At 61.3% G+C, this 13,330-nt stretch carries 13 protein-coding genes; 7 read left to right on the top strand and 6 right to left on the bottom strand.

From position 1 onward, the window contains the following. Positions 1–197 precede the first annotated feature (197 nt). The 5 genes from CRO59_RS03000 (at position 198) to rlmF (ending at position 6,922) form a co-directional block, all read left to right on the top strand. Entirely contained in the window at positions 198–1,688 is a 1,491-nt protein-coding gene (locus tag CRO59_RS03000; RefSeq protein WP_097086348.1) for a leucyl aminopeptidase, read from the top strand. A 60-nt stretch (positions 1,689–1,748) separates the two neighbouring features. Next, positions 1,749–2,177: a DNA polymerase III subunit chi gene (locus CRO59_RS02995; RefSeq protein WP_095138269.1), complete on the top strand. Its 429-nt coding sequence runs from the start codon at positions 1,749–1,751 to the stop codon at positions 2,175–2,177. A gap of 8 nt (positions 2,178–2,185) precedes the next feature. After that, on the top strand, positions 2,186–2,572 hold the full coding sequence (locus CRO59_RS02990; protein ID WP_097086346.1) for a DNA polymerase III subunit chi: 387 nt from the start codon (positions 2,186–2,188) through the stop codon (positions 2,570–2,572). A gap of 249 nt (positions 2,573–2,821) precedes the next feature. Next, positions 2,822–5,668 (top strand): valine--tRNA ligase, encoded by a 2,847-nt coding sequence (locus CRO59_RS02985; RefSeq protein WP_007965170.1) that lies wholly within the window; start codon positions 2,822–2,824, stop codon positions 5,666–5,668. Between the two features lie 234 nt (positions 5,669–5,902). After that, positions 5,903–6,922, top strand: coding sequence for a 23S rRNA (adenine(1618)-N(6))-methyltransferase RlmF (gene rlmF, locus CRO59_RS02980; RefSeq protein WP_097086343.1), 1,020 nt, complete (start codon positions 5,903–5,905; stop codon positions 6,920–6,922). A gap of 185 nt (positions 6,923–7,107) precedes the next feature. Here rlmF and CRO59_RS02975 read toward each other — a convergent pair whose 3' ends face one another. After that, positions 7,108–7,389, bottom strand: coding sequence for an HU family DNA-binding protein (locus CRO59_RS02975; protein WP_003221909.1), 282 nt, complete (start codon positions 7,387–7,389; stop codon positions 7,108–7,110). Positions 7,390–7,784: 395 nt separating this feature from the next. Here CRO59_RS02975 and yejK point away from each other — a divergent pair, with 395 nt between their 5' ends. After that, a complete protein-coding gene (gene yejK / locus CRO59_RS02970) occupies positions 7,785–8,789 on the top strand; it encodes a nucleoid-associated protein YejK (RefSeq protein ID WP_027610948.1) in 1,005 nt (334 codons plus the stop codon). Continuing rightward, positions 8,789–9,139, top strand: a complete 351-nt coding sequence (locus tag CRO59_RS02965; RefSeq protein WP_097086341.1) for a glutaredoxin family protein — start codon at positions 8,789–8,791, stop codon at positions 9,137–9,139. Before yejK ends, CRO59_RS02965 begins: the two co-directional genes overlap by 1 nt. Before the next feature lie 117 nt (positions 9,140–9,256). Here the strand turns inward: CRO59_RS02965 and CRO59_RS02960 are convergent, their stop codons facing one another. From CRO59_RS02960 to CRO59_RS02940, 5 genes are all read right to left on the bottom strand, one after another. After that, positions 9,257–10,192, bottom strand: a complete 936-nt coding sequence (locus CRO59_RS02960; protein ID WP_097086339.1) for a glutathione S-transferase family protein — start codon at positions 10,190–10,192, stop codon at positions 9,257–9,259. Positions 10,193–10,276: 84 nt separating this feature from the next. Beyond that, positions 10,277–10,579 carry a GIY-YIG nuclease family protein gene (locus tag CRO59_RS02955; RefSeq protein ID WP_097086337.1) on the bottom strand — a complete coding sequence of 101 codons (303 nt, stop codon included), beginning with the start codon at positions 10,577–10,579 and terminating at the stop codon, positions 10,277–10,279. Between the two features lie 39 nt (positions 10,580–10,618). Beyond that, positions 10,619–11,089, bottom strand: coding sequence for a nuclear transport factor 2 family protein (locus CRO59_RS02950; protein WP_097086334.1), 471 nt, complete (start codon positions 11,087–11,089; stop codon positions 10,619–10,621). A 235-nt stretch (positions 11,090–11,324) separates the two neighbouring features. Next, on the bottom strand, positions 11,325–12,611 hold the full coding sequence (locus tag CRO59_RS02945; protein WP_097086332.1) for a CynX/NimT family MFS transporter: 1,287 nt from the start codon (positions 12,609–12,611) through the stop codon (positions 11,325–11,327). Next, positions 12,601–13,260 carry a FadR/GntR family transcriptional regulator gene (locus CRO59_RS02940; RefSeq protein WP_097086330.1) on the bottom strand — a complete coding sequence of 220 codons (660 nt, stop codon included), beginning with the start codon at positions 13,258–13,260 and terminating at the stop codon, positions 12,601–12,603. Before CRO59_RS02940 ends, CRO59_RS02945 begins: the two co-directional genes overlap by 11 nt. Positions 13,261–13,330 lie beyond the last annotated feature (70 nt).

Here is a 13,330-nt window from a genome sequence, read left to right as displayed (position 1 = left end):
CGCCTGTCACTGCGCACACTCACCCAAGCGTAGATTCCGTTGAAGATCGCACAACCGAGGGTTGTCAGGCGCGGTGAGCGAGGTTCAAACTGCCGCCTTCGTCGCAGGCACAGACCTGCGCCTCTTCTATCTATAAGCAGGCGACTGCGGACACCGTCGAACGCCTGTGTGTTGACCATTCATTCAGGGATCCGGACATGGAACTGGTTGTAAAAAGCGTTAGCCCAGAAACGTTGAAAACCGCCACCCTGGTGGTTGCCGTCGGCGAAGGCCGCAAACTCGGCGTCGCCGCCAGACAGGTCGACGAGCTGAGCGGTGGCGAGATCAGCGCCGTGCTCAAGCGTGGCGATCTGGCCGGCAAGGTCGGTCAGAGCCTGCTGCTGCACAGCCTGCCGAATCTGAAAGCCGAGCGCGTGCTGCTGGTCGGCGTGGGCAAGGATGAAGAACTGGGTGACCGTCCGTTCCGTAAAATCGTGGCTGGCATCCTCAATACCCTGAAAGGTCTGGGTGGCAGCGATGCCGTGCTGGCCCTGGATGAAATCATCGTCAAGAACCGCGACAGCTACGGCAAGACCCGTCTGCTGGCGGAAACCCTGGTGGACGGTGAATACACCTTCGACCAGTTCAAGAGCCAGAAAGCCGAACCGCGCGCCCTGAAGAAAATCACCCTGCTGACCATCAAGGCTGCTCAGGCTGAAGTGCAGCGCGCCGTGAACCATGCCACCGCGATCGCCAACGGCATGGCCTTCACCCGTAATCTGGGCAACCTGCCGCCGAACATCTGCCACCCGACCTTCCTCGGCGAGCAAGCCAAGAACCTCGGCAAAGAGTTCAAGGATCTGAAAGTCGAAGTCCTCGACGAGAAGAAGATCAAATCCCTGGGCATGGGCTCGTTCTACGCCGTCGGCCAAGGCAGCGCCCAACCGCCGCGCCTGATCGTCATGCAATACAACGGTGGCAAGAAATCCGAGAAGCCTTACGCGCTGGTCGGCAAAGGCATCACCTTCGACACCGGCGGCATCAGCCTCAAGCCGGGCGCCGGCATGGACGAAATGAAGTACGACATGGGTGGCGCGGCCTCCGTGTTCGGTACCCTGCGTGCCGTGCTCGAACTGAAACTGCCGATCAACCTGGTGTGCATCCTCGCCTGCGCCGAAAACATGCCGAGCGGCAATGCTTCGCGTCCGGGCGACATCGTCACCACCATGAGCGGCCAGACCGTGGAAATCCTCAACACCGACGCCGAAGGCCGTCTGGTGCTGTGCGATGCCCTGACCTACTCCGAACGCTTCAAGCCGCAAGCGGTGATCGACATCGCCACCCTGACCGGTGCCTGCGTGGTTGCACTCGGTGCACACACGTCTGGCCTGCTGGGCAACAACGACGAACTGATCGAGCAACTGCTCAGCGCCGGCAAAGCCGCTGACGACCGCGCCTGGCAACTGCCGCTGTTCGACGAATACCAGGAGCAACTGGACAGCCCGTTCGCCGACATCGCCAACATTGGCGGGCCGAAGGCCGGCACCATCACCGCCGCGTGCTTCCTGTCGCGCTTCACCAAGAACCTCAACTGGGCGCACCTGGACATCGCGGGCACCGCATGGACCAGCGGCGGCAAGGACAAGGGCGCCACCGGCCGTCCGGTTCCGCTGCTGACCCAATACCTGCTGGACCGCGCCAAAGCCTGAAACCGATGAACCTGGGCGGCGTCACTCTACGGTGACGCCGCTCAAGGCTCAGGAACCGCAATGACCAAAGTCGACTTCTATATCCTGCCCAGCGCCGACCCATCGGCTCGCCTGGACTTTGCCTGCAAGCTCACCGAGAAAGCCTGGCGCATGGGCCATCGCATCTACCTGCATTGCAGCGATGCTGCTCAGCGTGACGATCTCGATGCGCGCCTGTGGGCGTTCAAGGGCGAAACGTTCGTGCCGCACGGCCCTGCCGAGAGCGAACCGGACGGTTTGATAGTGCTGGGACTGGGCGCTGACTGCGGCGAGCATCAGGATCTGCTGGTCAACCTCGACCTGAAAGTCCCGGCTTTCGCCAGCAAATTCGCCCGCGTGGCGGAAGTGGTGGTGGAAGATCCGACGATTCGCGCGGCGGCACGGGAGAGTTTCCGTTTCTACCGCGAACAGGGCTATCCTCTGCAAGATCACCGTTTACAGCGACTCTGAGTACGCCGATGGACACTCCAAAACCGCTGCAAAAGCCCGCACACCTGCTGGACGATCTCGAATCGATCCGCCAGTTGCTCGGCGATGACAACCTGCAACCGCCCTTGCTGACCGACACGGTCGAGGACGGCGAACAGGAACAGATTCCGATGCTGTTCGAGGCCGTCGACGCCACGCCGCCGACCATCGAACCGCCACCTGCTCCGGCCCCGGCACCTGCTGCCGCACCTGTGGATAAAGGCCCGGACGCCCTGCTGCACCTGGACAGCGAACTGCGCGCCGCTGCGCAATTGATCATGCAGGATGTGATCGACGACTTCGCGCCGCACATCGAAACCGAAATCAAACGCCGCCTCGAGGCGCGGATGGAACGGCTCCTCAGCCAGTACGAATAACCCGGATGGATCTCCTTGTGGCGAGGGGATTTATCCCCGATCGGCTGCGCAGCAGTCGTGAACCCTGCAAATACGCAGCGTGATTGAAATATTAGGGCTGCTGCGCGGCCCATCGGGGATAAATCCCCTCACCACAAGGCTCCCCCCAACATTCGTGTCCGCCCAGCCTCCCCCCGCTCGCCCTCGGCCCCATGCCCCGCTATACTTCCCGGCTTTTCCTGAATAAATGCCAATAGGGTCCCGCCGCGCATGGATAAGACCTACCAGCCGCACGCCATTGAAACTTCCTGGTACAACACCTGGGAGTCCGAGAACTATTTCGCACCGCAAGGCGCGGGCGATTCCTACACCATCATGATCCCGCCGCCGAACGTCACCGGCAGCCTGCACATGGGTCACGGTTTCAACAACGCGATCATGGACGCCCTGATCCGTTTCCGCCGCATGCAGGGTCGCAACACCCTGTGGCAGCCGGGCACCGACCACGCCGGTATCGCCACGCAGATGCTGGTGGAGCGTCAACTGGAAGCCACCGGCCAGAACCGCCATGACCTGGGCCGCGAGAAGTTCCTCGAGAAAGTCTGGGAGTGGAAAGATCAGTCCGGTGGCAACATCAGCCGCCAGATCCGCCGCCTCGGCTCGTCCGTGGACTGGAGCCGCGAGCGCTTCACCATGGACGACGGTCTCTCGGAAGCGGTTAAAGAAGCCTTCGTACGCCTGCACGAAGACGGCCTGATCTACCGCGGCAAGCGTCTGGTCAACTGGGACACCAAGTTGCACACGGCGATTTCCGACCTCGAAGTGGAAAACCACGACGAGAAAGGTTTCCTGTGGAACCTCAAGTATCCGCTGGCTGACGGCGCGAAAACCGCTGAAGGCAACGATTTCCTGATCGTCGCGACCACCCGTCCGGAAACCATGCTCGGTGACTCCGCCGTCGCGGTTAACCCGAACGATGAGCGCTACAAAGCCCTGATCGGCAAATTTGTCGAGCTGCCACTGGTTGGCCGCCGCATCCCGATCATCGCCGACGATTACTGCGATCCAGAGTTCGGCACCGGTTGCGTGAAGATCACCCCGGCCCACGATTTCAACGACTACGAAGTCGGCAAGCGCCACAACCTGCCGCTGCTGAACATCTTCGACAAGAACGCCAACGTGCTGCCAGCAGCCCAGGTGTTCAACCTCGACGGCACGTTGAATGACAGCATCGACGGCAAGATCCCGGCCGAATACGCCGGTCTCGAGCGTTTCGAAGCGCGCAAGCAGATCGTCGCTGCGTTCGACGCCGCCGGCCTGCTGGTCAGCGTCGACGATCACAACCTGAAAGTGCCGAAAGGCGACCGCTCCGGCACCGTCATCGAGCCGTGGCTGACCGACCAGTGGTACGTGTCGACCAAGCCTCTGGCTGAACCGGCGATTGCCGCCGTTGAAGACGGCCGTATCCAGTTCGTGCCAAAACAGTACGAAAACATGTACTTCTCGTGGATGCGCGACATCCAGGACTGGTGCATCAGCCGTCAGCTGTGGTGGGGCCACCGGATTCCGGCCTGGTACGACGAGTCGGGCAAGGTCTACGTCGGTCGCGACGAAGCCGAAGTGCGGGCCAAGCACAACCTCGGCCCGGACGTTGCACTGCAACAGGACAACGACGTGCTCGACACCTGGTTCAGTTCGGGCCTGTGGACGTTCTCCACCCTAGGCTGGCCGGAAAAGACCGAGTTCCTGAAGAAATTCCACTCCACCGACGTACTGGTGACGGGCTTCGACATCATTTTCTTCTGGGTTGCCCGGATGATCATGCTGACGATGCACCTGATCAAGAACGAGGACGGCACGCCGCAAGTACCGTTCAAGACTGTTTACGTGCACGGTCTGGTGCGTGATGGCCAGGGCCAGAAAATGTCCAAGTCCAAGGGCAACGTCCTGGACCCGCTGGACATCATCGACGGTATCGAGCTGGAAGCACTGGTGCAGAAACGCACCTCCGGCATGATGCAGCCAAAACTGGCGAAGAAGATCGAGAAGCAGACCCGCGACGAGTTCGCCGACGGCATCGCCAGCTACGGCACCGACGCCCTGCGCTTCACCTTCTGCTCGTTGGCCTCGACCGGTCGCGACATCAAGTTCGACATGGGCCGCGTCGAAGGCTATCGCAACTTCTGCAACAAGATCTGGAACGCCGCGCGTTATGTTCTGGACAAGGGCGAAGACTGCGGCCAGAACGGCGAAGCCTACGAGCTGTCGCTGGCGGATCGCTGGATCATCTCGCAACTTCAGCGCACCGAAGCCGAAGTGACCCGTCAACTGGATCAGTTCCGTTTCGACCTCGCCGCGCAAGCGCTGTACGAGTTCATCTGGAACCAATACTGCGACTGGTACCTGGAACTGTCCAAGCCAGTGCTGTGGGACGAAAACGCGCCGGTCGAGCGTCAGCGCGGCACCCGTCGCACGCTGGTGCGCGTACTGGAAGTGGCGCTGCGTCTGGCGCATCCGTTCATGCCGTTCATCACTGAAGAAATCTGGCAGCGCATCGCGCCGCTGGCCGGCATTCAGGGCAAGACGATCATGCTGCAGCCTTGGCCGGTGGCCAACGAGGAACGCATCGATCCAGCCGCCGAAGACGACATCGAGTGGCTCAAGGGCCTGATGCTCGGCACACGTAACATCCGTGGCGAAATGAACATCGGCCCGGGCAAACCGCTACCGATCTACCTGAAGAACGTCAGCGCTGAAGATCAGCGTCGCCTGACAGAGAACGAGGCGCTGCTGAAGAAACTGGCGCGTCTGGAATCGATCACCGTTCTGGCGGCTGGCGAAGAAGCGCCGCTGTCCGCCACCGCTCTGGTGGGTGAGATGGAAGTGCTGGTGCCGATGGCCGGTCTGATCGACAAGGGCGCCGAACTGGCACGTCTGGACAAGGAAATCCTGCGTCTGCAGGGCGAAGTCCAGCGGGTTGGTGGCAAGTTGTCCAACGCCGGTTTCGTCGACAAGGCCCCGGCCGAAGTCATCGAGAAGGAACGCGCCAAACTGGCCGAGGCTGAACAGGCCCTGGGCAAACTGGCCGAGCAGCACGCGCGGATTTCCAGCCTGTAAGGGCAAGCCGCAATGAAAAAGGGAGGCCCGCAAAGGCCTCCCTTTTTTATTCAAGAATCGCTACAAATCCCCTGTGGGAGCGGGCTTGCTCGCGAAGGCGGTGTGTCATTCAACCTATGTGTTGGTGGACACACCACTTTCGCGAGCAAGCCCGCTCCCACAGTTTGAACGGTGTTGCCTTTAGATGTGGGACAATACCCGCCACTTTCAGCCATACCCGAATCGATCACACCCATGAACGCCCCCCGCACCCCCAAACCTGCGCGCAAGAAGCCTGATGCCGCGACCCCGGCCAAAGCCGTCGAGCCGCGTGAAAAGGCCAGCCTGCACCCGCGCAATCGCCACCAGGGTCGCTACGACTTCCCGGCGCTGATCAAGACCACGCCGGAACTGGCGAAATTCGTGATCACCAACCCGTACGGCAAGGAAAGCATCGACTTCGCCAGCCCCGACGCGGTGCGCGTGTTCAACCGGGCGCTGCTCAAGGCGTTCTATGGCATCGAGCATTGGGACATCCCGGCGGACTATCTGTGCCCACCGGTCCCGGGCCGTGCCGATTACGTGCATTTCCTCGCCGACCTGCTGGCCAGCATGAACGACGGCAAGGTCCCGCGCGGTGCGATCGTCAACGTGCTGGACATCGGCATGGGCGCCAACTGCGTTTATCCGCTGATTGGTAACAGCGAATACCGCTGGCACTTCCTCGGTTCGGAAATCGACCCGACGGCCGTGGCCGCCGCCCGAGCCATCGTCCAGTCCAACGACCTGAACAAGGTCATCAAGCTGCGCCAGCAGGAAAACCGCAAGCACATCCTGATCGGCTTGCTGGAGCCGGGCGAGCGCTTCGACCTGACCATGTGCAACCCGCCGTTCCACGCTTCGATGGAAGAGGCGACCAAGGGCAGCGAGCGCAAATGGCGCGCACTGGGCAAGGCAGACCCGAAACGCAAACTGCCGGTGCTGAACTTCGGTGGCCAGTCCGCCGAGCTGTGGTGTGAAGGCGGTGAAGCGCGTTTCGTGACACAACTGATCGCCGAAAGCGCGCACTTCCAGCACAAGGTGCTGTGGTTCAGCACGCTGGTGTCGAAAGCCTCGAACCTGCCCGCCATCGAAACCGCGCTGAAGAAGGCCGGCGTGCTGGAAAGCCAGGTGGTGGAGATGTCGCAAGGGCAGAAACAGAGCCGCTTTGTGGCGTGGACCTTTCAGACCAAGTCCGAGCAGCAGATCTGGCGGCGCGAGCGCTGGGTTCGCTGACACTGAGCTACTTGTGGGAGCGGGCTTGCTCGCGAAAGCGGTGTATCAGCCGACATCAAGGTGACTGACACACCGCTATCGCGAGCAGGCTCACTCCTACAAAGGTTCGAGGTGCATCGCCAAATCGCAGGCACAAAAAAACCGTGCCCGGATCACTCCGGTGCACGGTTTTTTATCGCTGCGTCTTACTTGTTCACAGCGTCGGTCAGGCCTTTGGCCACAACCAGCTTGATCACTTTCTTGGCAGGGATTTCGATGGCAGCGCCAGTCGAAGGGTTACGGCCAGTGCGGGCAGGACGCTCGGTCACTTTCAGCTTGCCGATACCTGGCAAGGTGATTTCGCCGCCGTTTTCCAGCTGATCGGCAACGATTTGGCCCAGTTGGTCCAGAGCGTTACGCGCGGTGGTTTTCGGCGCGTCGATAGCTTCAGCGATGTCAGCGATCAGTTGGTCTTTAGTAAGAGCCATGTAGTGTTCCTTCCCTATCAAATTCATATGGATTGCAGAGTGCAGTGTCAGCCATCGAGCCCGATCTTCTGGATCTGGCACCCTCGGCGATAACCACGACGAGTCGGGTTATAGATGCCGAAATCAGGGTTTGGTTCGACCTGACAAATGCTGATTGCACGCTTAACGCAGTGACTTCGCGTAAGACCGGGCAAAACTAGCACAGAGACGGGGAAATATCCGCCTCTAGCTACCCATTTGGTCAGCTTTATTGCTCTAAATCGGTAAAAAACTGCATAAGGGCACCCACCCGCCCTGGATTTGCCCTTCACCCCGCGCCAAAACCAGTGGTTGCGGTACACTGGGCGCTTTTTCGGGGGAGCCTGCCCTCCTCCCTTCCACCAGCCGAGAAGCCCATGCCGATCCGTCATTGCATCGTCCACCTGATCGACAAAAAACCCGACGGCACGCCCGCAGTTCTGCACGCCCGTGACTCTGAACTGGCTGAGTCCGCGGCCATCGAGAACATGCTCGCCGACCTCAACGAGAGCTACAACGCCAAACAGGGCAAAGCCTGGGGCCTGTTCCACCCGGAATCCGGTGCGTTCCCGTTCAGCGGCTGGCTGAAGGAATACATGGAAGGCGGCAAGGACTTCGCCGCGTTCAGCAAAGTCGCGGTCGAGCATCTGCAGAAGTTGATGGAAGAGTCGAACCTGTCGGTCGGCGGCCACGTGCTGTTCGCCCACTATCAGCAAGGCATGACCGACTACCTGGCGATTGCCCTGCTGCACCACAGCGAAGGCGTGGCGGTGACCGATGAGCTGGACGTGACGCCGTCGCGTCACCTCGACCTCGGCCAGCTGCACCTGGCGGCGCGGATCAACGTCTCCGAGTGGCAGAACAACAAGCAGTCCAAGCAGTACATCTCGTTCATCAAGGGCAAGAACGGCAAGAAGGTTTCGGAATACTTCCGCGACTTCATCGGCTGCCAGGAAGGTGTCGATGGCCCGGGCGAGACACGCACGCTGCTCAAGGCCTTCAGCGACTTCGTCGAGAGCGAAGACCTGCCGGAAGACTCCGCCCGCGAAAAAACCAAGACCCTGGTCGATTACGCCAGCAGTCAGGCCAAGCTCGGCGAGCCGATGGGCCTGGAAGAGCTGTCGGAGCTGATCGACGAAGAACGGCCGAAAGCCTTCTACGATCACATCCGCAACAAGGACTATGGCCTGTCGCCGGAGATTCCGGCGGACAAACGCACCCTTAACCAGTTCCGCCGCTTCACCGGCCGCGCCGAAGGCCTGTCGATCAGCTTTGAAGCGCACCTGCTGGGTTCGAAGATCGAGTACGACGAAGAGGCTGGCACCCTGATCATCAAGGGCCTGCCAACCTCGCTCACCGATCAGCTCAAGCGCCGCAACTGATGCTCGGCAATGTGCTGAAGAAGGTTGCGCTGGTTCTGCTGGTGGTCGTGGTCTATCAGAACTGGGGCAAGATCGAGCGGGTGTTCAACCCGTCGCAGATGGTCTCTGAACAGGTTCGCGCCAACGCCCATGTCGTGCTGTATGCCACCGACTGGTGCGGCTACTGCAAGCAGACCAGGCGCTTTCTCGACAGCAAGGGGATTCCTTTCAGGGAATTTGATATCGAGAAGAACGCCGAGGCGCGCAAGGCGTATGAGGCGCTGGGTGGGCGCGGGATTCCGCTGATCGACGTGAATGGCACGTTGATTCGCGGGTTCGACCCGGATGAGATCCTCGCCGCCCTGAAATAACAACTGTGGGAGCGGGCTTGCTCGCGAAAGCGGTGTGCCAGTCAATAATGATCGCGACTGATTCACCGCATTCGCGAGCAAGCCCGCTCCCACAGGTTTTGTATCTGACTTGCGAGATCAGCGAGCTTCGATGCGGAAACCAAAGCGCGGGAAGTGCACATGCACCACGCCGCCACGCGGGTCTTCACGGCGCAGGATCAGCTCTTCGCGGCCAGCAAACAGCAACTCACCCACCACCGGATCAACCCCGTAATCTGTCGCGGCAATCGCCACCTGCTGCCCGGCCTTGAAACCGTTCGGATCGACAAACTGCTCATCCGGCAGCGCCGCCGGCGTCGAACTGCGCGCCACTTCCAGCGCCTCCTCGGCAGTCATTTCGCTCGCGGCACCATGACCAAAGCCCAGCACACGGCCCAGCCAGGCAGTCACGGCCGGATATTCATCGACCAACGGCGCAGTGACGTGCGTCGCCTTGAGGAACCACAGCGGATGCGCCAGGGCGAAGTCGGCAATCGACGGCTCACCGAACAGGAAGTCGCCCTGCTCGCGCTGCAACTGCTGCTCAAGCCGCGCCATGATCGTTGGCCATTGGTGCTTGGCCTGTTCGGCTGACAGCCGGGTGGCGCTGCCGCCACTGAACAAGCCGGCACGGTCAGCAATAAACGCTTTGATCGCTTCCGGCGGCAACTTGCCGAAACGCACGGCCACCGATTCCGGCTGGAATACCAGGCTGACTGCATGCTGGAACACCACCGAATCGGCCCAAGCGGCGAAGCTGGCGCCGGTCATTTCCTGGCCTTCCGGGAAAAACGCCGGCAGGGCTTTTTCCTGCTCCAGACGACGGGCGATCAACGATGTATCGCAATAGATGTCGGCGCCGATCTGCAACACCGGGGTCTTGCGATAGCCACCGGTCAACGCGGTCAGATCCGGCTTGGGCATCACCGGCGAAATGTGCACCGAGCGCCAGGAAAGCCCCTTGAAGCCCAACAGCAGACGAGCCTTTTCGGCAAATGGAGAGGTCGGGTAATGATGCAGAATCAACTCGGACATGCTCGGCTCCGCCGCACAGAAAGTGAGTCCGCAGCTTAGCGTGCATTTGATTAGCAGCCTACAGATCTGCCTGATGGGAACCGATCAGTCAGATTGATAAGACGCGACCAGGCATTCCTTGGCGCTCTTGCGCAGCTTTTTGATCAGCCGTTCCTGGCGCAGCGCGTCGCTCTTGTCGCGGCAACGCTCGGTGTAGACCAGCGCCATCGCCGGGCTGGACAGGAAGAAGCGTGCGCCCTTGCCGCTTTGATGCTTGGCGAAGCGGCGCACCGGGTCGTCGCTGATCCCGCAGTACAGCGAACCGTTGGCCGCGCGCACGAGGTAGACGAACCAGGCCTTGCTCGCTGGCTCGACGACTTCAACCGGTTTTTCGCTGAGGCTGGTCACTTCGGGATCTGGATGTGTAGGAAACAGGCCGCGATCTTATCAGCGAGTAGCCTGAAATGCCTTCAGACCTTTCAGCGCCTGCGCCCGGACCGCGTTGCGCACCAGCGGAGTCCAGCCGAGCAGCAGGCCTTTGAAACCCAACGCCTGCCGCGACCAGCGCCACAGGTCGAAGTGATCGTGGTGCTCGCAGATCTTGCCGTCGCGAAAGACGAAGCGCGCCTGGATATCGTTGATTACCACGTTGCCGGTCTGGCTGAACAGGTAAGTCGCCACCCAGTGCGCGCCGCCGCTGCGCTCGTCGGCGCGGACATTGTCGAAAGTCAGGGAGAAGTCCTTGGCGCGGGTGGTGAGCATGCGCCACATGTCGCCGACATCGCGCCCGCGCAGTTCACCGAAGGCCGGATCGCTGAACACCACATCGTCGGTATAGCAGGCGGCCATGGCCTCGGCGTCGAGGCGCTGGAAGGCCTGGTAGAAGCGGGTGATCAGGGCGGCGTGGGCTTCGCTCATGGGCAAACTCCGGAAATGGACAGATTGCCAGCACGATAAGCTGCAAATCGCAGAAACACTATCGGCATTCGTGCACCGAATGCCACGCAAGATTCAAAGCACCGCAAAAACTGTGGGAGCGAGCTTGCTCGCGAAGAGGCCGGCACATTCAACATGATCTGTGCCTGAACCACCGTCTTCGCGAGCAGGCTCGCTCCCACATGGGATATCACTGGCCCCAAAAAAGGGTTAAGCGTCAGATTTTTTCGCTTTGCACTTGCACGTACAGCGCCCGGCCGGCACCCAGCCCGGCAATGATCGCACCGGTGCCAATGATGCCGAAGATCCAGCCCACCGCATTCCAGCCGCCGGTCCAGTCATGCACCACGCCGACCGCGAACGGTCCCATCGACGCCAAGGTGTAGCCGAAGCCCTGGGACATACTCGACAGGTTCGCCGCCACATGCGAATCCCGCGAGCGCAACACGATCAAGGTCAACGCCAGACTGAACGTACCGCCCTGCCCCAGCCCCAGCAGAATCGCCCAGCCCCACAGCCCTTCAATCGGCGCATACAGGCAACCGAACAGACCACCGAGGGTCAGCGCCATCACCACCACGATCGCCAGGCGCTGATCCTTGCCACGGGTCGCCAGCCACGGCGCAGCCAGCGAACTGGCGAGCTGGATGATCACCGAACCGGACAGCACCAGGCCGGCCTGGGTCGGAGTCAGGCCGCGGCCGATCAGGATCGACGGCAACCAGCCGAACACGATGTACGCCAGCGACGATTGCAGGCCCATGTACAAAGTCACTTGCCACGCCAGTGGATCGCGCAGCAGACCTTTCACCCGATAGGCGACGTTGTGCGCGCCGTGTTTCTGCCCGACTTGCGGCAGCCAGAACAGCGCCGCCACCAGCGCCGGGATTACCCAGAAGCCCAGGCCCAGTGCCCAGCTGTGGTCGAAGTGTTCGCTCAACGGCACGGTGGAACCCGCGGCCATTGCCGCGCCCAGGCACAGGGCCATGGTGTACACGCCGGTCATGGTCCCGGCGTGTCTGGCGAAGTCGCGTTTGACGATGCCCGGCAGCAGCACGCCGATAATGCCGATGCTCGCACCGCCAAGCACGCTACCTGCAAACAGCCCGATCTCACCGAAGTTGCTGCGCACAATAATCCCGGCGGCCAGGGTCAGCAGAATCCCCAACACCACCCGTTCAGCGCCGAAACGCCGCGCCAGAATCGGCGCCAGCGGTGCGAACAAGCCCAGGCACAACACCGGCAACGTGGTCAGCAGACCGGCCTGAGCCGCAGACAGGCCAAGGCTTTTCGACACTTCGCTGAGCAGCGGCGCCATGCTCGACAGCGCCGGGCGCAGGTTCAGCGCCACCAGAATCAGCCCCAGCAACAACAGCCACGGCCGGCGCACCAGCGGATGGCTTTGCTGCACTTGCTCGTCATCGGCCTCGGCGTCGATCAGTAGCTCTTCGAGCTCCGCCGTGCGCTTGGGGATTGGGAGGTTTTTCTCGCTTTCAAGGTTCATTGATCAACTGCCTCGATATGGCTTTGGCCCGTTCCGGGTCGCGTTGTTCGACGGCATCGAGCAACTCGATGTGCAGGTCGAACACTTCCTGACGGCGCGGGACGATGTTCAGCGTCTGGCGCAATTGCGCGCCGACGATGCTGGAGAAATAGCGATACAACTCGCTGAGGGTGGGGTTGTGCGCGGCGTCCACCAGACGGCGGTGGAACACCAGATCGCAGGCAATGTAAGTGTCGAGATCGCCGTGGTAGTGGCTCCCGCTGGTGCCGAGCGCTTCGCGCAGTGCGAGCAGGTCTTCATCGGTGCGGCGCAGCGCGGCCAGGCCAATCGCCTCGACTTCGAGGATGTGCCGGGTCTCGCGCGCCTGCTCCAGCGAGCAACGGGACAACGCCTTGAGCGTGTCCATCGGATCGACCACTGCGCGCAGATAACTGCCGTCGCCCTGCCGGATTTCGATCAACCCGGAAAACGCCAGCACGCGCATGGCTTCGCGCACCGTGTTGCGGCTGATGCCCAGTTCGGCGCACAACTCAGGCTCGGTCGGTAGCCGTTCGCCGACCTGCCACACGCCATCGGTTATGCGCTGGCGCAACTGATCCAAGGCCTGATCGACCAGGGATCGCTTGATCAAAGGTGAGATGTCTGTCATGAAATTCGCCCTTTCATCCAATCATAGGATGAATTTTCTGACATGGTAGTCAGGCAGCCGAATCGGCACA

The organism is Pseudomonas sp. LAMO17WK12:I5, assembly GCF_900215165.1.
GTDB lineage: Bacteria > Pseudomonadota > Gammaproteobacteria > Pseudomonadales > Pseudomonadaceae > Aquipseudomonas > Aquipseudomonas putida_A.
The sequence above is the reverse complement of the archived record's forward strand: the minus strand, read 5'-3'. Positions and strand labels throughout refer to the sequence as shown.

Bases quoted from the DNA above. Each gene is read 5' to 3' on its own strand.
- CRO59_RS03000 (WP_097086348.1), top strand. From the start codon at position 198: ATGGAACTGGTTGTAAAAAGCGTTAGCCCAGAAACGTTGAAAACCGCC.
- CRO59_RS02995 (WP_095138269.1), top strand. From the start codon at position 1,749: ATGACCAAAGTCGACTTCTATATCCTGCCCAGCGCCGACCCATCGGCT.
- CRO59_RS02990 (WP_097086346.1), top strand. From the start codon at position 2,186: ATGGACACTCCAAAACCGCTGCAAAAGCCCGCACACCTGCTGGACGAT.
- CRO59_RS02985 (WP_007965170.1), top strand. From the start codon at position 2,822: ATGGATAAGACCTACCAGCCGCACGCCATTGAAACTTCCTGGTACAAC.
- rlmF (WP_097086343.1), top strand. From the start codon at position 5,903: ATGAACGCCCCCCGCACCCCCAAACCTGCGCGCAAGAAGCCTGATGCC.
- CRO59_RS02975 (WP_003221909.1), bottom strand. From the start codon at position 7,389: ATGGCTCTTACTAAAGACCAACTGATCGCTGACATCGCTGAAGCTATC.
- yejK (WP_027610948.1), top strand. From the start codon at position 7,785: ATGCCGATCCGTCATTGCATCGTCCACCTGATCGACAAAAAACCCGAC.
- CRO59_RS02965 (WP_097086341.1), top strand. From the start codon at position 8,789: ATGCTCGGCAATGTGCTGAAGAAGGTTGCGCTGGTTCTGCTGGTGGTC.
- CRO59_RS02960 (WP_097086339.1), bottom strand. From the start codon at position 10,192: ATGTCCGAGTTGATTCTGCATCATTACCCGACCTCTCCATTTGCCGAA.
- CRO59_RS02950 (WP_097086334.1), bottom strand. From the start codon at position 11,089: ATGAGCGAAGCCCACGCCGCCCTGATCACCCGCTTCTACCAGGCCTTC.
- CRO59_RS02945 (WP_097086332.1), bottom strand. From the start codon at position 12,611: ATGAACCTTGAAAGCGAGAAAAACCTCCCAATCCCCAAGCGCACGGCG.
- CRO59_RS02940 (WP_097086330.1), bottom strand. From the start codon at position 13,260: ATGACAGACATCTCACCTTTGATCAAGCGATCCCTGGTCGATCAGGCC.